Annotated in this window: 16 protein-coding genes; 9 read left to right on the plus strand and 7 right to left on the minus strand. The window is 58.0% G+C overall.

From position 1 onward, the window contains the following. Positions 1–7 precede the first annotated feature (7 nt). Positions 8–1,033, minus strand: coding sequence for a cell division protein ZapE (zapE, locus tag GRPL_RS08450; RefSeq protein ID WP_133959567.1), 1,026 nt, complete (start codon positions 1,031–1,033; stop codon positions 8–10). 374 nt (positions 1,034–1,407) lie between these two features. On the opposite strand from zapE, the gene GRPL_RS08445 reads away from it, so the two are divergent. From GRPL_RS08445 to GRPL_RS08435, 3 genes are all read left to right on the plus strand, one after another. After that, positions 1,408–3,531, plus strand: a complete 2,124-nt coding sequence (locus tag GRPL_RS08445; RefSeq protein ID WP_032699873.1) for a TonB-dependent receptor — start codon at positions 1,408–1,410, stop codon at positions 3,529–3,531. Between the two features lie 8 nt (positions 3,532–3,539). Continuing rightward, positions 3,540–4,553 carry an ABC transporter substrate-binding protein gene (locus tag GRPL_RS08440; protein WP_032699874.1) on the plus strand — a complete coding sequence of 338 codons (1,014 nt, stop codon included), beginning with the start codon at positions 3,540–3,542 and terminating at the stop codon, positions 4,551–4,553. Between the two features lie 330 nt (positions 4,554–4,883). Next, the gene (locus GRPL_RS08435; RefSeq protein WP_032699875.1) at positions 4,884–6,293 is read left to right on the plus strand and encodes an MFS transporter; all 1,410 of its coding nucleotides are present in this window, start codon (positions 4,884–4,886) and stop codon (positions 6,291–6,293) included. 140 nt (positions 6,294–6,433) lie between these two features. Here the strand turns inward: GRPL_RS08435 and GRPL_RS08430 are convergent, their stop codons facing one another. After that, a complete protein-coding gene (locus GRPL_RS08430) occupies positions 6,434–7,315 on the minus strand; it encodes a LysR family transcriptional regulator (RefSeq protein WP_032696227.1) in 882 nt (293 codons plus the stop codon). Between the two features lie 186 nt (positions 7,316–7,501). Here GRPL_RS08430 and GRPL_RS08425 point away from each other — a divergent pair, with 186 nt between their 5' ends. Next, positions 7,502–8,302: a helix-turn-helix transcriptional regulator gene (locus GRPL_RS08425; protein ID WP_032699876.1), complete on the plus strand. Its 801-nt coding sequence runs from the start codon at positions 7,502–7,504 to the stop codon at positions 8,300–8,302. An 82-nt stretch (positions 8,303–8,384) separates the two neighbouring features. Further along, positions 8,385–9,005: a LysE family translocator gene (locus GRPL_RS08420; RefSeq protein WP_080718635.1), complete on the plus strand. Its 621-nt coding sequence runs from the start codon at positions 8,385–8,387 to the stop codon at positions 9,003–9,005. A gap of 46 nt (positions 9,006–9,051) precedes the next feature. Here the strand turns inward: GRPL_RS08420 and GRPL_RS08415 are convergent, their stop codons facing one another. From GRPL_RS08415 to GRPL_RS08395, 5 genes are all read right to left on the minus strand, one after another. Next, positions 9,052–11,352, minus strand: coding sequence for an FdhF/YdeP family oxidoreductase (locus GRPL_RS08415; RefSeq protein ID WP_032699877.1), 2,301 nt, complete (start codon positions 11,350–11,352; stop codon positions 9,052–9,054). 214 nt (positions 11,353–11,566) lie between these two features. After that, the gene (locus tag GRPL_RS08410) at positions 11,567–12,484 is read right to left on the minus strand and encodes a bestrophin family protein (protein WP_032699878.1); all 918 of its coding nucleotides are present in this window, start codon (positions 12,482–12,484) and stop codon (positions 11,567–11,569) included. Positions 12,485–12,830: 346 nt separating this feature from the next. Beyond that, the gene (locus GRPL_RS08405; protein WP_032687772.1) at positions 12,831–13,787 is read right to left on the minus strand and encodes a Dyp-type peroxidase; all 957 of its coding nucleotides are present in this window, start codon (positions 13,785–13,787) and stop codon (positions 12,831–12,833) included. Positions 13,788–13,996: 209 nt separating this feature from the next. Continuing rightward, positions 13,997–14,866, minus strand: coding sequence for an oxygenase MpaB family protein (locus GRPL_RS08400; RefSeq protein WP_032699879.1), 870 nt, complete (start codon positions 14,864–14,866; stop codon positions 13,997–13,999). A gap of 127 nt (positions 14,867–14,993) precedes the next feature. Beyond that, the gene (locus GRPL_RS08395) at positions 14,994–15,425 is read right to left on the minus strand and encodes an OsmC family protein (RefSeq protein WP_032699880.1); all 432 of its coding nucleotides are present in this window, start codon (positions 15,423–15,425) and stop codon (positions 14,994–14,996) included. 340 nt (positions 15,426–15,765) lie between these two features. On the opposite strand from GRPL_RS08395, the gene hpaD reads away from it, so the two are divergent. The 4 genes from hpaD to GRPL_RS08375 all read left to right on the plus strand — a co-directional run. Next, complete coding sequence (gene hpaD, locus GRPL_RS08390) at positions 15,766–16,779, plus strand: 3,4-dihydroxyphenylacetate 2,3-dioxygenase (RefSeq protein ID WP_032699881.1); 1,014 nt, start codon at positions 15,766–15,768, stop codon at positions 16,777–16,779. A gap of 88 nt (positions 16,780–16,867) precedes the next feature. After that, complete coding sequence (locus GRPL_RS08385) at positions 16,868–18,103, plus strand: MFS transporter (protein WP_049264376.1); 1,236 nt, start codon at positions 16,868–16,870, stop codon at positions 18,101–18,103. 54 nt (positions 18,104–18,157) lie between these two features. After that, on the plus strand, positions 18,158–19,447 hold the full coding sequence (locus GRPL_RS08380) for an FAD-dependent monooxygenase (RefSeq protein ID WP_050496797.1): 1,290 nt from the start codon (positions 18,158–18,160) through the stop codon (positions 19,445–19,447). Between the two features lie 45 nt (positions 19,448–19,492). After that, positions 19,493–20,532, plus strand: a 1,040-nt coding sequence (locus tag GRPL_RS08375) for an amidohydrolase family protein (RefSeq protein WP_032699882.1), incomplete at its 3' end; no start/stop codon positions are given.

Consider the following 20,532-nt stretch of genomic DNA (forward strand, 5'->3'; position numbering starts at 1 on the left):
TCCCCTCTCATGTTTGTCGCAGCTGTAATAACCGGCTGTAGGTACGCTGAATATCTTCCTGTTCGACATCCGCCACCAGTTCGCCCAGTCCGCAGGCGGCCACCACGATCAGCTGACACTGCTTTTCATACAGCACATCCACCAGATTAATAAAGCGCTGCTGGGCCGCCGGGCCTGCCTGACGCAAAGGCGGAACCGCATCCAGCAGCCAGCGCTCATGCTGTTCACAGAGCGCCAGATAATCCATTACCGACGTTGCCGCCATGCACAGCTGGCTAAAGGTGAAATGCAACAAATGCGTCGGCGCGGAGGCGGCGTGTAGCGTACGATAGCCCACCTGCAGCGGCTGCGCAGTGGCGCAGGGATCCGGCAGTTCAAGTCGCTGACGGGTTTGGGCAGAGGGTTGCACCAGAAACCTCCCGCGGCAGAATGGATTTTCCGCCGGCGCATGGCGCGCCCGGTAATCCTCTTCACCATTGAGCGCCGCTACCGTCATGTGCTGTTTTATCAGCGCAATCGACGGCACAAAACGGTCGTGATACAGCGGGTTAGCCAGTAATTGATCCGGGGGGTAGTTGGAGGTAGCCAACAGAATGATACCGCGTTGAAACAGCAGCGTAAGCAGCGCTTTCACCAACATGGCGTCGCCCGGATCGTGGAGATGAAACTCATCAAAACACAATAGCCGGCAGCCGTCGGTCATCTGTACCAGCACCTCGGGCAGGGTTGGCGCTGGCTGCGCGTTCAGCCGCTGATGCAGTTCGCGAAAGAAATAGTGGAAATGCACCCGGCGCTTTTCCGCCAGCGGCAGGCTGGCAAAGAAATGATCGATAATAAAACTTTTGCCGCGCCCGGTACGCCCCCAGACGTACAGCCCTTTAACACGCGTGGCCTTGCCTGCGGCCAGCCCGTGCCCCAGCGCGTCCAGTTGAGTAATCAGCGCCTGCTGGTCCGCATCGAGGGTCAACGCCAGCGCCTCGGCCCGCTGTGCCATAAACGAGGCAAAACTAAATTCGGTCATTCCTTGCGTCATTTTCGCTCTTCGTGGTGTCACCGGCGCAGCTGCCCCGGAAAAAAGATGAGGAATTCTCACCAATTACACCTTCACTGAACGACAATAACAAGCTTATCTGCAGCACAAAGGCTGTATTCCTCCCCCGGACCTGAAAAAAAACCATTGTTCTCTTCCGGGGTATACCAACACATTATAACCAGCAAAAACAGATGGATAGTGTGGTTGATTCCGTACCAGGTTGACGGTGCCGACGTACAAAAAACATCGTTATATATTGACATATACAGCGATGTTTTTTATCTTTTTGTCATACAAATAAAAACCGTACCCTTCAGACAGAGACGAGATTTTCCCCGCCTCATTCCACTTTCATCCGTCTGAACTAAAAATTAATGCGCTCATATAAACTCGTTTTATTAACCGGGATGATTCCCTGTTCTCCCATTCTGCCGGCGATGCCTGTATATGCAGCAGAAACCATGGTTGTCACCGCAGAACCGCATACCCAATCCCTTGATGATGTCACGCCTGCTGCGGAACAGCAGGCTACGGCAGGCAACCTCGGCAAGCAGAAGTTGATTAACGTTCCGTGGTCCGTGCAGACGCTCTCCGACTCTCTGACCCGCCAGGTACAGGCCAGCAGCGTCAAAGATGTCTACCGCTATCTGCCCTCCGTCCAGGGCGACGGCGTTCGTCCGCAAACCCGCGGTATGCAGGGCAGCGTGGTGCAGAACAGCATGATTGATGGCCTGAACGTGGTGTCGACCACCGAGTATCCCGCTGAACAGTTTCAACGCATTGAGGTACTGAACGGTATGGCCGGCGCGCTATATGGCCCGGCAAACCCGGCGGGCATGTTTAACCTGGTCTCGAAACGGCCTACCGATGTGCCGCTACGCAGGGTGACCGTTGGCGGCGGGACGGCGTCCGGCGCGAATGCCGCACTGGACCTCAGCGGCCCGCTTGACGCGGCCGACAGAGTAAAATATCGCCTCAATCTGTTGGATCAGGACGGCAGCAGCTATACCCACGGTAGCCGTCAGCGCAACCAGTATGCCGGTCTGGCGCTCGACTTCCAGCTGACCGACCAGACGGTGCTGGAGAGCAACTTCAGCTACTACCACTTCTATCAAAAAGGGCTGCCCGGCTCGTTCGCTCTGGCAAAAGGGACCCATTTCCCGTCGCCGCTGGATCCCACTAAAAGCCAATATGGTCAGTACTACGCCGGCAACGACGACACCACCACCACCGGCAGCCTGCATATTAAGCATGATTTTGACGGTAACTGGCTGCTGGACGTCGGCGTGCTGCGCCAGATAGCCGACCGTGAATCGACCACCGTCACCAATACGCTGACCGATAATCAAGGTCATTACGCCACCACGACCGCCAACTCCGCCGCCAGCCGATTTACCATCAACAGCTACCTGGTTAACCTCACCGGCAGCGTTGATAGCGGCTGGTTACAGCATGACCTGGCGGTTGGCATGCGCGGTTTCGTGTGGAAAAACAACAACCCACGCAATGGCGGTACGCAAACGCTGGGCAGTTCTTCGCTGGAGGAGAGCCCGGATTACGCCCGCCCCGCCTATCCGGATTTTACCGACCGTTACCATTCCGCCACCACCACGCAGCACGTCTTTCTGCTGAGCGATACGCTGACCTTTAATCCCCGGTGGAGCCTGCTGCTCTCCGGTAGCGAAAATCTGTTTACCGTAGACAACTACAGCAAAACCGGCAGTCGTAGCAGCAATCATGACGATCGGGGGGCCAGCGGTTCCGCCAGCCTGATGTACAAGCCGGTGGAGAATGTGACGCTCTATACGACCTGGGCCAATAGTATGCAGCAGGGAGATACCGCGCCTGCCGGAGCCAATAACGCCGGCGAGGTCCTTGACCCCTACCGCAGCCATCAGGTGGAGGTCGGCGCGAAATACGCCCCGCATAAGGATCTGCTGCTTAGCGCGGCGTTGTTCCAGGCCGAACGCCCGTTCGCCTATACCAATGCCAGCGGTGATTTTGCCCAGGACGGAACGCAGAAAAACCGCGGGCTGGAGCTGATGGCCGATGGTCACGTCACCCCGAACCTGCGCCTGTTCGGCGGCGGCAGCTGGCTCGACCCGCGTTTGCACAACACTTCGAGCGCCGATGCTGACGATAAGCAGGTAGTCGGTCTGCCGCGCTTCACCGCCAGTATGCTGGCGATTTACAGCATCGATCCGCTCCCTGGGCTTGATGTTAACGGTACGCTTCGCTACGTCGGTCGTCGCCCGACCGATAACGCCAACGATAGCTGGGTGGGCAGCTATACCACGGTGGATATCGGCAGCAACTACCGCACCCGGCTGTTTGGTACCGATACCACATTTAGGTTAGCAGTGACTAACGTCACTAACCGCCGCTACTGGAGCAACGTCGTTCCTGGCGCGCTGACCGGTTACACCGGCGCCGGGTACGCCAGTGCGCAGTTGGGGGCACCGCGCGAAGCGACTGCCTCGGTGCAGTTTGATTTCTGAGGACGATGATGAACAAGATTGCCGCTGGCTTACTTACGCTTTGCCTCGCCATTCCGGCGCTGGCCGACCGCCAGGTCACCGATGACGCCGGACATCGCGTCACCCTACCGGACACGGTGACGCGGGTGGCTGAAGGATGGTTCGCCCACCACTCGCTGCTGATGACCCTCGGGGCCGGCGGCGATATCGTGGCGACGGTCAACCGCCCGGACAGCCGCCCGTGGATGTTCCGCCTCGATCCGCGGCTGAATCACGCGCTGATCGGCCGCGGCCCGCACTTTACCAGCGAAGCGCTGCTGGCGCGCGGCGCTCAGGTGGTCTTTGTCGCCCAGGGAGACGGTGATGCCGATGCCTATCGCCAGGCCGGTCTGCCGGTGATGGAGATGCGTTTTAGCGACTATCCGTCGCTGGCCCGCGCGGTGGAAACCACCGCAGAGGTTATCGCTACGCCGCAGGCGCGGGCCCGCGCCCAGGCGTATAACCAGTACCTGCAACAGGTCATTGCGCGCGTCGGCCAGCGAAACGCCGCGCTCACCGACGCGGAACGCCCGCGGGTGCTGCATATCCAATCGCTGAAGCCGCTGAAGGTTGACGGCAGCCATACGCTGATCGATACCTGGATCCAGCTGGCGGGAGGACGTAACGCGGCGCAGGGCATCAGCGGCAATATGCAGGAGATCTCTGCGGAGAAAGTGCTGGCCTGGCAGCCGGACGTCATTATCCTCGGTGCGGGGTGCGGTGACCTGCAGCACTCGGCTTATGGTGAACTGTTCTCAGCGCTGCGGGCGGTTAAACAAGGCCGGGTGCTACAAAACCCGGCGGGCGTTTTTCCGTGGGATCGCTACGGCAGCGAAAGCGCGCTGCAGATTCAATGGGCGGCAAAACAGCTTCAGCCGCAGCGCTTTGCCGATGTCGATATGATCGCCGTCACCCGCGACTTTTATCAGCGCTTTTTTGCTTATTCGCTGAGTGAACCGGAGGCCAGGCGGATTTTGCAGGCGCTCCCCCCGCAGGAAAAATAGCGGCCGGAGCCAGTCACAATGGCCCCGCTATACGCCGGGGCCATTTTATACGTTCTTACTTCATGATTGCCGTCCCCAGCGCCACGCTAAGCGTCCCCCTTAGCAGCTTCGCCAGCCCCTCCTTTCACCCACTCATGAAGAGCGTGCCTGGTTGTTTACTTCAAATCCGTCGGCGGCCTGGCGCAGAAAGCAGTGAGTTCCTCATGTCTATGACTTAAGCACGATATTTTTACCTGTAGAACCCCGACAGGGAGAGGAATTAAAAATTTAAAACCATTAACAATCCAATAACATTAGCAGGCAAACATTTCATCTGAGGAAAATAATAATATGTCTACCACCCAGGTTCTGGGGGATGCGCCCTTTGCCCCCGCAGAACAACCCCACGCCAGCTTAACCCGCCGCATCGATGCCCTGCCTGCCTCTGTCGGCCTGTGGTCGTTTATTACTTTGCTGGCGCTGGGCGGCTTCTTTGAGCTCTACGATCTTTTTCAAACCGGTTATATCAGTACCGGACTGCTGGCAGAACATATTTTCCATACCGACCAACAGGGCATTTTTGGCATCTCCGATCAAGCCTCATTTGCCTCGGCCACCTTCTTCGGATTGTTTATCGGCGCCAGTCTGCTGGCGCCGCTGGCGGACAAGCTGGGCCGCCGATTGACCTTTATGTTTGCGCTGGCCTGGTATGGCGCATTTTCACTGCTGATGGCTTTCCAGAACAGCGCCGAAGGGGTCATCTTGTGCCGCTTTCTGGTCGGTATTGGGCTGGGAATTGAACTGGTGACCATCGACACCTATCTGAGCGAATGGGTCCCGACCCATCTGCGCAACAAAGCGTTCGCCTTTGCCTTTTTTATCCAGTTTCTCTCGGTTCCCGCCGTGGCGCTGATGTCATGGATGCTGGTCCCGACGACGCTGTTCGGCCTGACCGGCTGGCGCTGGGTGATTATCTTTGGCGCGCTGTGTTCGCTGATCATTTGGGTGATTCGCAAAAAACTGCCGGAATCGGCCCGCTGGCTGGAGGTGAAAGGTCGCCATGCGGATGCGCACGCGGTGATGTGTGAGATGGAGCGGCGCTGTGGCGTCACGCCTTCGCCGCAGCATGTCCCGGACACCCGGGAAGCGCAGCGTAAAAGCGGCAGCTTTAAAGAGATCTGGGCGCCGGAATACCGCAGACGGACCATCATGCTGATGGTGATGAACTTCTTCCAGGCGATCGGTTTTTTCGGCTTCGGCAACTGGCTGCCGGCGCTGCTCTCCGGCCAGGGCGCAAGCATTACCCACAGTCTGCTGTACGCCTTTTTTATCACTCTCGCCTACCCGCTGGGCTGCTTGTTCTGCACCCGCTTTGTCCACCGGTTTGAGAATAAGTGGCAGATCGTGCTCTCCGCGCTGATGACGGTGGTGTTCGGCACCCTGTTTGCGCTGCAGAATAACCCGGTGATGCTGGTTGTCTGCGGGTTTATGATTACCTGGTCCAACGCCTGGTTGACCATCAGCTATCACGCCTACCAGGCGGAAATCTTCCCGACCCGGATTCGCGCCAGAGCCGTGGGCTTTTGCTACTCCTTCAGCCGCCTGTCAACGGCGCTCACCAGCATTCTGATCGGTCTGATTTTACAATACGCCGGCACCCCGGGGGTAATTAGCTTTATCGTGGCCAGCATGCTGATGGTGATGCTCTCGGTGGGTATTTACGGCCCGAAAACCCGCGGTATCGAGCTGGAAAATATCTGACTGTCCTCTGCGCCGCCGGGTTATTTCGGCGGCGCCGTCCGACATGGCGGTCAATCGTCATCGCTCAGCGCAGTAAGGCGTTTTCTGCAAAAAGAATACGCTATTGAGACCCAGTAACGCCCTCCCATCCCCCGGCCCGGTTAATTAAAAATCACCTGCGCATCGGCAAAACATTTTTCCGCCAGCGACGAGACCGGCTGCTGGTTGCGCATGATCAGCGCCAGCATTGACTCCACTTCGGTTTCGGCGATGGGGATAATCTCCAGATTGTCGCTTAACGCCTCCAGACCATTGTTAAGCGGCATAATGGCGCAGCAAATTCCTGCCTGCACTGCCTGGATAATCTGGAAGGTCGAATCGCTCTCAAAAACATATTTCGGCGTTAACCCTTTGCTCTTAAAACTCATCTCAATGGATTCACGGTAATGCATTCCTTTGGTGAGAAAACCAAGCGGTAATGCGGCCAGCGTTTCCCAGCCCGGTGTACCTTCGGCAAACTGAAAATGGCGTTTATCATGCAGCAACCCCATTCGCGTTGCCGGCAGCCGCTTAACGTTGAAAAGCTGGCTATCGACGTGGTGAAGATAGCAGATGCCCAGATCGAGCTGATTACGGCTGACGCCATCGATAATCTGCTCCGAGGTGAGAGAAAGCAGGCTGAACTGCAGCTCCGGGTACTTCCCGGCCAGCGGTTTAATCAGCTGCATCGGGTTAAGGCTTGCCAGCGGCACCATCCCTACCCGCAGTTGCCCCACCATCTGGCCGCGACAAATCGCCGCTTCCGCCTCCAGCCCGTCATGAGCCGCCAGCAGCGCCCGAGCCCAGGCCAGAATGCGTTCGCCTTCGGCGGTAAACCCCTCAAACCGCTGCCCGCGCTGAATCAGAACAAGATTGAGCTCCTCTTCCAGATTGCGGATGCGCATCGAAAGCGTCGGCTGAGTGATATGGCACAGCGCCGCGGCCTGGCCAAAATGACGCGTTTGATCGAGTGCGATCAGGTATTTGAGCTGTTTAATATCCATGGTTAATCCAGTGTGTTGCCATTCGCTATAGGCGAACGCCGGCGCGATGCAGACACCCCTCGCCCGGTCAAAAAATATGTTAGTTAAATGTTACGTTCAGCATCGGACAAATACAAGCCGGTGCGGCGCTTGCGGAAATGACGATCGCCGGACTACACTCGCACAGAACCCCTTCGGGAGGAGCACATGGCGCCCCGCATCCATCACGTCCAGCAGCATCACTTGCCTCTCCCCGGCCTCGAGGCCATGTCGTTGCTGACCGAACAGCACTTCTCACGCCATGCCCACGAGCAGTTTGGCCTCGGTATTTTTACGCGCGGCGCCCAGCGCTCGTGGAGCCATCTTGGCCAGGTTGACGCCTCGGCCGGGCAGATCATTATGGTCAACCCGGGAGAAATGCACGATGGCGTACCGCTGAACGGTCCCCGCAGCTGGCAGATGCTCTACCTCGATCCGCAGCTCGTCGCCGATGAATTTCAGGGCGAGGTCAAAAGTGAGGATATTCTGCTGCGCCCGGTGGTCGATGACCCGCCGCTGCGCCTGCTTATGCAGCGACTGTTCGCTGAAATCACCGCCCGCACGGGCGATGAGACGGCGCTTGAAGAGGTGCTGCTGCTCTGTCTGTTGCGGGCAACCGGCTGCCATCGTCTCGTGCGGACGGCGCCAGTACGTTATTCCCCAACCATCGCGCTGGCTAAAGAGTATCTTGACGATGCGCCGGAGGAAAAAACCTCCCTCGACATGCTCGCGGCGCTGTGCGGCATGAGTCGTTTTCAGCTGATCCGCGGCTTTGCCCGCGAAACCGGCATTACTCCGCATGCCTATCTGGTACAGTCCCGGGTACGGCTGGCGCGTCGGCTGTTAAGCGCCGGGCATGCCCCCGCCGACGCCGCGCAGATGGCTGGCTTCGCCGATCAAAGCCATCTGACGCGCGCCTTTCAAAAACAGTTCGGCACCACCCCGGGCAGCTATCACTCCGTCCGCTAACCCCCCTGCAATTTTATTCAAGACGCGCCCGCGGTGTGGCGAAATACTCAGTGCGACCGATTTCTCTCACAGGAACACCGCCATGTCGTTCATCAGCCCTGAATTTCTACTGACCTCTTTGCTGGTTGTGCTCGCCCCCGGCACCGGGACGCTCTACACCATCGCCACCGGCCTCAGTGCCGGAAGAAGCAGGAGCTTCGCGGCCGCTTTCGGCTGTACCCTTGGTATCATTCCGCATCTGCTTGCTGCCGTCACCGGCCTGGCGGCGCTGCTCCACCGCACCCCGGAACTCTTCGGCGCGATCAAATATCTCGGTGTGGCCTGGCTGCTGTACATGGCATGGACCACGTTCGCTCAACGGGGCGCGCTAACGCCAGAGCGCCGCGATGAGGCCGGTTCACCGCTGAAAATCATCACCCATGCCGTGCTGATTAACCTTCTCAACCCGAAACTGCCGCTCTTTTTTTTCGCCTTTCTGCCGCAGTTTATCCGCAGCGATGTCGCCTCCCCGGCGCAAGCGATGCTGACGCTGAGCGGGATTTTTATGCTGATGACGCTTCTGGTCTTTATGTTGTACGGCGCCTGCGCGGCCGCGATGCGCGGCTATGTGCTGACCCGTCCCAGGGTGTTGCAGGGGCTGCGGGTCGCTTTTGCCGCCGGTTTCGTCGGTCTTGGCATCAAGCTGGTACTGACGCCAGAATAGCGAAAGTTCGCTGCCGGCGCTGAGGCCGGCAGCGGGCGCGGGCAGATTAGCGCAGGCCGGAGACCGGCAGAATCTCTTTCGAGCGCAGGGTCAGGCGAATCGGCACGGATTTATAAGAAGGCGTGCCGCTCTCTTCGTCAATATAGTCCAGCGGAACCAGGACATTGGCTTCCGGATAATAGGCGCCAACGGTGCCTGGCGCGATGTTGTAGGCCACCAGCGTAATATCCTGCAAACGCAGGTTGCTGTCCGGCAGCGCGGTGGTGATATCCACCCGATCACCGTGCTCGAATCCCTGACTGGCCATATCCTGCTCGTTCATAAACAGCACATCGCGACGGCCAAAAATACCGCGGTAGCGGTCATCCATGGCATAGATGGTGGTGTTGTATTGATCGTGGCTGCGCAGGGTGACCAGCCGCAGCACCTCCTCGCCCGCAACATGAACGTTCTCATGTACGCCGTGGAACACCGAGAACATGGCTTTACCGGTTGGCGTTGGCCAGATGCGCTCCGTCGGCGGCAACGGCATGCGAAAACCGCCCGGGTGACGAATACGCGCGTTGTAGTTATCAAAACCGGGAACGGTGCGTTCGATCAGATCGCGGATACGGTCGTAATCCGCCACCAGTGAGAGCCAGTCGACTTTAGTGTTGGCCAGGGTCGCCATCGCCATTCCGGCGACAATCGCCGGTTCTGAACGCAGCAGCGGCGAGGCCGGCTTCAGTTTCCCTGACGAGGCGTGCACCATCGACATGGAATCTTCCACGGTGATCGACTGCCGCCCGCTCTCCTGCAGATCCAGTTCGGTGCGGCCCAGACACGGCAGAATAAACGTCTCTTTCGCCACCAGCAGATGCGAGCGGTTGAGTTTCGTCCCGACGTGCACGCTGAGATCCAGCCCGCGCATCGCCGGGAACGCGCGCTCATGGTCGGGCATCGCGACCGCAAAGTTACCACCAAGACACAGCAGAGCCTTCGATTTGCCCTCGATCATCGCCTGCAGCGCTTTTACCGCATCATGGCCATGTTTCTGCGGCGGCGCGAAACCAAACACCTCCTGCAGCTTCGCCAGGAAGGCAGCGCCCGGCTTCTCGGTAATCCCGACGGTGCGGTTGCCCTGGACGTTGGAGTGACCGCGCAGCGGACAGATCCCGGCGCCGGGTTTGCCGATATTCCCGCGCATCAGCAGCAGGTCGGCGATCAGCCGCACATTTGACGTCCCCTTATTATGCTGGGTGATCCCCATACCATAGGTCACGATCGTGGCATTCGATTTGGCGTAAGCCTCGGCAACTCGCTGCAGGTCAGCGCGGGTAAGACCAGATTCGCGTTCGATATCTTGCCAGGAGGTCTTCTGCAAATCGTCGGCAAACGCCGGGAAGTTCTGCGTATGCTCGGTAATAAATGGGCGATCGAGAACGTCACCCTGCTCTTCTTCCATCTGAAGCAGCGCTTTGGCAATGCCTTTCAGCGCCGCCGCATCGCCGCCGGCCTTCACCTGAAAATAGGTGGAGGCGATATTCGTCGAGCGCAAGGTCGCCATCTCGATAACATTCTGCGGGTCGGCAAAACGCTCCAGCGCCCGCTCTTTCAAAGGGTTAAACACGATAATCGGTACGCCACGACGAGCCAGTTCGTGCAGCGTCCCCATCATACGCGGGTGGTTGGTTCCCGGATTATGGCCGATGGAAATCACCAGCTCGGTTTTGTCAAAATCATCCAGCGACACCGTTCCCTTCCCGATGCCGATCGACTGCGGCAGCCCGACGCTGGTCGATTCATGGCACATATTGGAACAGTCCGGGAAATTGTTGGTGCCCAGTTCACGGGCAAACAGCTGGAACAGCCACGCCGCTTCGTTGGAGGCGCGCCCGGAAGTATAGAACTCGACCTCGTCCGGCTGCATGCCGCTGACCACTTCGCCGATACGCGCAAAAGCGCTTTCCCAGCTGGTCGGGCGCAGCGTGTCGCTGGCGCGATCGTAGACCAGCGGATGGGTTAACCGACCGTAGCCTTCGAGCTCAAAGTCGCTTTTGGCCAGCAGCGAGGTGACCGTGTTCGCCGCCAGAAATTTCGGCGTAACGCGTTTGCTGGTTGCTTCCCAGGTCACCGCTTTGGCGCCATTTTCGCAAAACTGGAAGGTGGATTTGTGCTCTTTATCCGGCCAGGCGCAGCCGGGGCAATCAAAGCCGTCAGGCTGATTGGTGCGCAGCAGAGTGACGGGCGCTTCCAGGGCATCCATTTGTGTCCGCACGGCGATGGCCGTTGCTTTCAATGCGCCCCAGCCGCCGGCAGGGCCATCATAAGGATGCACGCCAGGTACTGAGCGTCTTTTCATATTCATATCTACTCCAGAATGCGCCGTCGATAAGCGAGAACGACATGCCAAATCACCTTATCCGGGCGATCCGCAACGTGAAAAAGTTCGTCCGCCGGAGAAAGCCGCGGCGGACGTTTTTTGTTAACGAAAGCATAACAATCAGGATCGGAACTGTATAATCAATGTTATCTATCACGCGTTAGATTTAACTTATTTAACAGTTACGCAGAGAGAATCATCAGGTCAGATTGTAGTAGCGGTCAGGCTGCAGCGTTTCCGGCAGCGGGTGCTGTCCGGTCATATCCAGCAGGTTGCGTTCGATGGTGTTGCACATGGCGTTGAGGGGCAAATCGTTCGCCGCGGTACCAAACGGATCTTCCAGCTCTTCCGCCAAAGAATCCCACGAGAGAAAGGTGTACGAGATAAAGACCGACACAAACGGCGTCATGTAGTGCAGATCGCCGACCAGCGCAAAAGGCAGCAAGGTGCAGAACAGATAGACCGTGCGCTGCAGAATCAAGGTGTATGCAAACGGTACCGGCGTGCTGGCCAGGCGTTCACATCCGCCCAACACGTGGGCCAGCTCGTCGAGCTTATTGTCCATCAGCCCATAGGTGATATCGCTCACCTTCCCCGCTTCGCGCAGCTGGCCCAGCTCATGGCCGACCAACAGCAGGATACGGTTGGTCGGCATCGAGCTGCCGAGGATCTCCGCGACGGTATCGGGGGGCAGCAGCCGGTTAAGGTCATCCCCGGGATGGGTTTTACGTAACTGATGTTTCAGGCTCCAGCTAAAAGCAATCAGGTAGCTGGCGATTTTTTGATGCGTTTGGTGCTCCGTCGGAAGAATATTTTTCAGCTGACGCATCAAGGTGCGCTCGGCAATCAGTACCGTCCCCCAGAGATTACGGGCTTCGACAAAGCGGTTGTAGCTGGCGCTGTTGCGAAAACCGAGGAAAATCGCGATGGCTATCCCCAGTAAACTAAAGGGCGCCACGGTGAGATGGATACCCAGCTGCTCATACCATTGATAGCTGATGATGGCGACAATCGACATCAGGACGTTAAGCAGCAGGCGAAAAATGATTTTTGACAGCACGGAGCCGTGCCAGTCAAACAGACGAAGGAACCAGTGTTGTTCTGGCCGGATGATCATGGTATTACTTCCTGAACGCCCATTCTGGTTATATACCCGTCATATTTCAAACTGCTTGTGCGGTGGCTGCATTCGATCATCCCAGTCACTTACCTGGGCTGCTCTCACTTGCCGCTTTCCTGCAACTCGAACTATTCAGGATATAGAGAATATCTATTAACCGAGTGGATTATTTTATTGGACATACGCGCGACAATGCGGTTGCTATTGACCATTAATTAGCGATGAAATAATGGCCGCGGAATTATGTTCCCTTTTTATTTATCAGGCAATATGCCAGCCGGGCGCGGCGATGAAATAATGTGCGGGGAAATTGCTTTCCCCGAATTTCAGCAGGGTTATTCTGTTACTGCCGTGGCTGATTGCCGCTGCGGGAGGATAACGACGCCATCAGCGTGGCCGACGGTACAAAGAACAGGCTACCGGTCACCGGGCGGCTGTAGTCGAGCAGACGGTCGTAATTGCCAGCCGGGCGGCCGACAAACATGTTTTCCAGCATCTGTTCAATCGGCGCTGGCGAACGGGCGTAGCCGATAAAATAGGTACCAAACTCCCCCATCCCGGGCTTACCGAACGGCATATTGTCACGCAGGATTTTCACCTCCTCGCCGTTCTCCTCAAGCGTGGTTAACGAGCTGTGCGAACAGGAGGGTTTCACGTCGGCGTCCAGTTCAATGTTGCTCATTTTTTTGCGGCCGATAATGCGCTCCTGCTGCTCGACGGTCAGGGCGTTCCAGCCGGCCATATCATGCAAATACTTCTGAACAATCACATAGCTGCCGCCAGAAAAATCGGCATCTTCATCGCCGATGAGGGTGAAATCCGCCGCCGCCCGCCCCTGCGGGTTCTCGCTGCCGTCGACGAAGCCAATCATCGCGCGTCGGTCGAAATAGCGAAAGCCGTGGACTTCATCCACTACCGTCACCGCGCTGCCCAGTTTTTCCATCAGCTGCGCGGCCAGCTCGAAGCTTAGCCCCATATCGTCTGAACGGATGTGCAGTAGCAGATCGCCCGGCGTTGAGACGGCCACGCGTTCGCCGCTGCCGACGCTGCGAAACGGATGCAGCTGCTTCGGCACCGGCTGACCAAACAGCTGAGGCCAGATGTCGGCGCCGAAACCGCAGATGCAGGACAACCCGGCCTGGGGCATGCGGGTACCGACCGAGCGTACCACGGCGGCAAAATCATCGCACCAGTCGCGAACCCGCGCGAGACTTTCCGCCGAGCGCGCAACCGTGGCGACGATAAAAATCGCCGTGCGCGGCAGCGGTAAGGTTATAGCCTGAGGTTCATTAATCTGCATGGAGTCCCACCCTATTTGCGAAAATGAAAACGCGCGGCGGATTTAACGCTGCGCCGTTGCTGCATATAACCTATAAATAATGAGGGAATGTCAAGAAATAGAAAAAATTAATCGATATGGCGTCGATAAACAGGCTGGGAATATAAGCGGAGTGGGTATTTTCGCGCTGAATAATGGCCGGGACGGTTTCCGACCAGCGTCGCCGTGGGTTAATTGGCCGCCATCCGCCGCATCGCGCAATGATAGGCGCCGTTGCGCACCGAAGCGCGCAGCACTCTCGCCACGCCGTGGACCGCCAGACGGGCGGTATGCCGTTGTAGAGGGCTCAGCGACAGAGACAGCATCGCTTGCGCCCAGGGCGGCAGCAGATCAATCCCGGCGCGCATCATCAGATGCCCGACGGGCCGGCTCAACCGACCCGGTAAACGGGTCGTCAGCAGCACGGTCGCCACCTCCCGCGTGCGGTCATCGCAGCGCAGACGCGGGCGCATATCGTGTAAATACTCCGCAATCTGCTGCGGGGTTACGGGGATATCCCGCGCCCCCAGACGACGGGCGGTCTCCCCCGCCTCGTGGAAATATTGTTCCTGACGGGCCTGAGTCACTACCGTGCGCTTATAGCGCAGATGTGAAGCCATAAAGCTGCTGCATTCGGCCACGTGAACCCAGGTGAGCAGCTCCGGATCGCTGGCCGCATAAGGCGTGCCGTCCCTATCCTGCCCGCTGACCCGTAAGTGAATCCCCTGCACTTTGGCAATCAGGCGCTCGGCGTCGACGGTGGTGCCAAAGGTGGTGGCGGAAATAAACTGGCTGGTGCGCCGCAGGCGGCCAAAGATATCTTCACGGAAGTTGGAGTGGTCCCAGACGCCAGCCAGCGCCAGCGGATGCAGCATCTGCAAGAGCAGCGCGCTCACGCCGCCGCAGAGCATCGAGGTGAAATCGCCATGCACCTGCCAGATGGCTGACTGCGGGCCAAACAGTCCCGGCTCCCCTTTCGGATGTTCAAAGTCGATCTCTTTCAGCGCCATGCCGGTTAAGCCCAGTACCTGAGCTTCTATCATTCCACGTATGCGGGTCATTGCTGTGCCTGATTCTGTCCGTGACAGCAAAACATACCATTATTCGGCGCCGGACTCATGTGCCAGAGGTGACTTTATCGCTATAAACGGCGGATGGGAGTGCCCGTCGTTAACGGGCACCGGACGATCAAGGATTAAGCTGATAATCGAGGCTAATATCGGCTTTTAACACCTGCGAAACCGGGCAACCGGCTTTGGCTTTCTGAATGATGCCGTCAAAGACATCGGCATCGATGCCCGGAAGCACAATCTGACTCTGCAATGCCACTTTGGTGATCGCAAACCCGCCGCCGGATTTGTCCAGAGTGACAACGGCCACCGTATCAATCGACGTTGCCGTGTAGCCCTCTTCGCTGAGCATCAGCGACAGCGCCATGGAAAAGCAGGCGGCGTGGGCGGCGCCGATCAGCTCTTCCGGGTTGGTGCCCTTCACCCCTTCAAAACGGGTATTGAAACCGTAGGGCTGCTGGCTCAGCGCCCCGCTCTCCGTCGAAACCGTCCCCTTACCGCTTTTGAGATCGCCTTCCCAGTGCGCCTGACCTTTCTTATGGATTGCCATGTAATCGCTCCTGTTGGTATGTCGAACCCAGAGTATAGATGGTGAGGCGCCTTTCGGCGGTGGATTAGGAAAATCCCCTATAAAACAAAAAATTATCAGACGGCGTCGCCTGTCGTTATTTTTAACACGAAAATGACAATGATTAACATTCGCGCAACAGATCACATTTTCATCATCGCGGCATAGCGAATTTTTTCCGCTCATCTACTATCACTCCATAACACGATATATCGTGATAAAAGATATATCTCAATTGAGCTTTGTCATGATCAGAACAGACGGCCGCAGAGCCGCCACGTATCCGATACCTGTAGCGATGACTGAAAGAGAGAACCCTACAATGCAACAAATCAATGAGATAGTCGGCCAGCCTCCTTTTAACGTGACCCGGGCCAGCCATGTCGTCCTGAACGTACGGGACCTCGAGGCAAGCAAACATTTCTATCGCGAACTGGTGGGCCTGATCGTCAGCGACGAAGATGCCTCCACCGTCTGGCTGCGAGGTCTGGAAGAGCGCGGTCACCACAGTCTGGTGCTACGTAAAAGCGCACAGCCTGGCTGCGCACGCATCGGTATGCGGGTCCACAGTGAAGACGACGTCAAACGGGCACGGGATTATTTCGCCACCCAGGGAGCGAACGCCGAACTGGTGGAGGTCCCCTGGCAGGGTCTGACGCTGCACGTCAGCGACAGCATCGGCGTGCCGCTGGAGTTCTGCGCGACCATGGAACCGCGCGAAAGAATGTTTAAACAGTACCATCGCTATCGCGGCGCCTGCGCTCAGCGTCTCGATCATTACCAGCTGCAGGCCAGTAACGTGCGCACCGCTTTTGACTTCTATCAGCGGCTGGGATTTCGCACCAGTGAATACACCTGGTCTGAACTGGACGGAGAAGAGCAGCTGTGGGGCGTGTGGATGCAGCGCAAAGGCAATCCTCACGATATCGTTTTTACAAACGGCGTCGGTCCGCGTCTGCACCACTTCGCCTATACCATCCCGGATACTAACGACATGATTCGCGCCTGCGATGTCGCCGGAGCCCTGGGCTATGCGCCACAGCTGGAACGAGGCCCCGGACGCCACGGCATCAGCGGCGCGCTGTTTATCTATTTCCGCGATCCGGACGGTCATCGCATCGAATTGTTCAACACCCATTACCAGCATATCGATCCCGAACCTGCCGTCGGTTGGGATCTTGCCGATCCGAAACGGGCCGATCAGTGGGGGCTGCCGGCACAAAATAAGTGGTTTACCGAAGCCACCCCCTTCGTCGGCGTGACGCCGCAGCCGCCCGCGCTGCGGGTCGATCCGCCGGACCTGGAACGCTTCCTGGCCATGGCGAACGACGCCTGATATTGCACATCGTTACGCGCTGTACCTCATCGCCCCCGGTACCGGCTACGGTCCGCGAGCAAATTTAACAGCATTCAGGAGTACGATTGTGGCTACATTTTTACAAAATGCTTACCTCAGAATTCTGGTGACCTACGCCCTTGGCGTCATGGCGGCGATGACCGTCAGTGAAGCGGTTACCGAACTGGGGGCCATTGCCAGAGATTTTCATATTACCGGCCACGGCCAGGTGGGACTGGTGATGTCACTCCCTTCGTTGATGGTTGCCCTCGGCGCGCTGCTGGCCGGATATACCGTCGACCGCATCGGCGATCGGGTGGTGCTGCTGATTGGCGCGATAATCATCGTCTCTGGCGATCTGCTGGTGATTGCCGCGCCAACCTTTAAGCTACTGCTCATCTGCCGCGCCATTACCGGCGTGGGCTATGTTCTGACGGCCGTCGCCGCCGTCACCCTGCTTATTCGCATCACCACCGGTAAGCAGCGCACGATGGCGATGGCGCTGTGGTCGACCTTTGTTCCCGCCAGTTTTTTGCTGCCGTTCCTGTCGGCCGGTCTCGCCGACCACTTTGCCGACTGGCGGGCGGCATTCCTCGCCCACTCCGTATTGACTCTGCTGCTGGTGGTACTGGCGCAGCTGTGCCTGCCGCGGCGGAGCGCGGAGGAAAAAGTCATGTTCTCCCGCACCCGTGGCCTGCGTGACGTGCTGAAAAGCCCGCTACCGTGGCTGCTCGGTATCTCCTTCGGCGCCGATGCTTTTCTGCAAACCGGCGTCATCACCACCCTCGCCCCATGGCTGGCAAAAAGCTACGGCGTGGATGCGCTGGTGGTTTCGCGCTGGAACGTGGTGGCGATGGTCTGTAACGGCATTGGCTGTCTGATGGTGGGCGCCCTGCTCAACCGCGGCGTCAGGGCGACATGGATCGGGGCCTCAGGCATCGTCCTCACCGGGATTCCCGCGCTGGTTATTTTTAGCCTGCAAATAGGGCTGTGGCCGTCACTTGTTGCGTCGTGGATCTTCACCTTCGGCAGCGGATTGCTGGTGGGAATGTGGGCGCTGGCTCCGATCGTCGCTCCCTCTCGTGACAGCATCGGCGCCACCAGCGGGCTGATCACCCAACTGACGCTGATTGGCGTCTTTCTTGGACCGCCGCTGTTTTTCCATGCATTGCAAAACCACACCGGCCACTCGCTCTCTCTGCTGGTGCTGGCGGGGCTGGCGGTCTGTCTGGTCGGTATTCCAGTCTGGCTACGGGATCCGAACCATAAACCGGCGGTTGAACAGCGCGCCCCGGACGGCGCAGCATCAACAAATCGTCCGTGAACTAAGCATGACAGGCTATCGGGCCTGCCGATAAAACAATCTGAGGAAGTCATTATGTTGGATATCGTCATTATTGGTGCCGGTCCGGCAGGGCTGGCTGCGGCCCTGCGACTGCACCAGCAGGGATTTAAACCACGTTTATTCGAAGCCGTTCAGGAAATTAAGCCGCTTGGCGTCGGGGTAGATATCAAACCTTACGCGGTGAAAGAGCTGACCGAACTCGGTCTGTACGACGCCTTCTGCGAGATCTCCGTCGAAGCGCAGGAATCTATTTTTTATACCGGCTACGGCCAGCAGATTTTCGCCGAACAGTGCGGCCGTCACATGGGCTATGAACATGACCAGCGCTTCGTACATCGCGGTCATCTGCAAATGATGCTCTACCGTGCCGTTCAGGAGCGTTTGGGTCCCGATGCCATCACCCTCGGCTGTCGCTGCCTGAGCGTCAGCCAGGACGATCATGGGGTAACCGTCACGTTTGATAACAGCCTGAACCCGGCGGCCCCGCAGCAGGTACGGGCCGACGTGATGGTTGGCGTTGACGGCATTCGCTCCGTGGTGCGCAGTCAGCTGCTCCCGGCCTCTCAGCGTAGTCACTTTTCCGGCCTGACGCTGTATCGCGGCGTCACCGTAATGCCGCCGATCAAAACCGGCGGCTCGATTTTGCACATCGGCGATCCGATTCGTCAGGGCACCCTGATCGTCTACCCCATCCAGGACAACGTCGATGGCCAGGGAAATCAGCTGGTCAACTGGGTGATTGAGCAGGCCGAAAAACCGCAAAGCGAAGAGGACTGGAATCAGGAAACCGGCGTCAAAGAGATTGAGCATGTTTTCGATGATTGCCAGCTCGGTTTCCTGGATGTCAGCGACATGATCCGCCGCGCCCGCGAATGCTATCTCTTCCCGCTGATCGATCACGATCCGCTCGAACGGTGGTCTTTTGGCCGTATCACCCTGTTGGGCGACGCCGCGCACGCCATGTATCCGCGCGGCGGCAACAGCGTTTGTCAGGCCTTTGTCGACGCCCGCGTGCTGGCTGAGAAGCTCAGCACAGTGGCCGATCCGGTTGCGGCGCTGCGGGCCTACGAGGAAGAACGACGCGAGAAGGTGAACTGGCTGGTGCTGGCTTCACGCGGCGAAGGCCCTGAGGTGGTGCGCCGGATTGTCGAAGAGCGCAGCGGCGGGAAACCGTTCGACGATATCGAGGCCATTTTCCCCCACGAAGAGGCGCTGGCTATCTTCAGCGAATACCACGCCAAAGCCGGGATGCGGATTCCCGGAAATAAGGAGAGCGTAGCGCCCGGTAAATATAAGTCCGTTTTTGCCACCGAACAGAAATAGCCCCACACAAACCAACATGACACCAAAAACAAAAGGAAAGAACGCATGAGTAAAATTATCGATGCCAACATGCACTGGCTGCCAGGCGACCTGTTCTCTGACGCCAAACTGTTGAATGCATTTCTGGATTGCGTGCCGAAACAGTACGGGGTCCACACCCGGGTGGAGCAGATTGAAGGCAAACCGCTGCGCCAGCTGATCATCGAACAGCCGAAAGGCTATGTGAACCTCAACTACGCCGAAGGTCAGTACACGCTGGAAAGCCAGCTGGCAGACATGGAAAAAGCCGGCGTCGACCACGCCATTTTCCGTCTTCCGGTATGGCAGGAATGGCTGGATCTGGAGACCTGCAAAAAGGTCAACGACCGCATGGCCGAATACGTTAAGCGCAGCGGCGGAAAAATGTCGGCGCTGGCGGTCGTTCCGCCGTGGGGAACCGAAGAGTGTCTGCGCGAAGTCGACCGCTGCCTGAATCAGCTCGGCTTCCGCGGCGCGCAGATTGTCGCCCATTACGGGCAGATCTATCTCGACGATCCGGCCTTCCGCCCTTACCTCAACTACCTGAACTCGCTGGAAGTTCCGGTTGTGGTTCACCATACGCCGCTGCCGGTGGATTTTAACTCCGTGCTGCCGTACACCAACCAGCGCCGCCAGTTCGGGCGCTGCATCGACCAGGCCACCGCCGTCGGACGCGAGTTGTTCAGCGGCATGTTTGACGAGCTGCCGAACCTGCGCTTTATCCACTCCATGCTGGGCGGCGCGTTTTACGCCTTCGCCGATATGCTGGTACCGCCGCAGCATCAGTTCAACGATGCGGTCGACCGTTTCCAGACCGGCACCGGCAATCTGCGCGCGCAGTTAAGCAACAACATCTTCTTCGATACTTCCGGCGCGCCGCAATGGGGTAAAGCTCAGCTGGAGGCCGCGGTGAAGGTGATCGGCGGGAAAAATATTCTCTACGGTAGCTCCTACCCGATTCGCAAGGACTGGTTCTTCCAGGGGGTGGACACCATTCAGAGTCTGGATATTTCAGCGGAAGATAAGGCCAATATTCTCGGCGGCAACGCCGCACGGATGTTCCATCT

Origin of the sequence: Klebsiella planticola ATCC 33531 (assembly GCF_000735435.1) — a bacterium.
Taxonomy (GTDB): Bacteria; Pseudomonadota; Gammaproteobacteria; order Enterobacterales; family Enterobacteriaceae; genus Klebsiella; species Klebsiella planticola.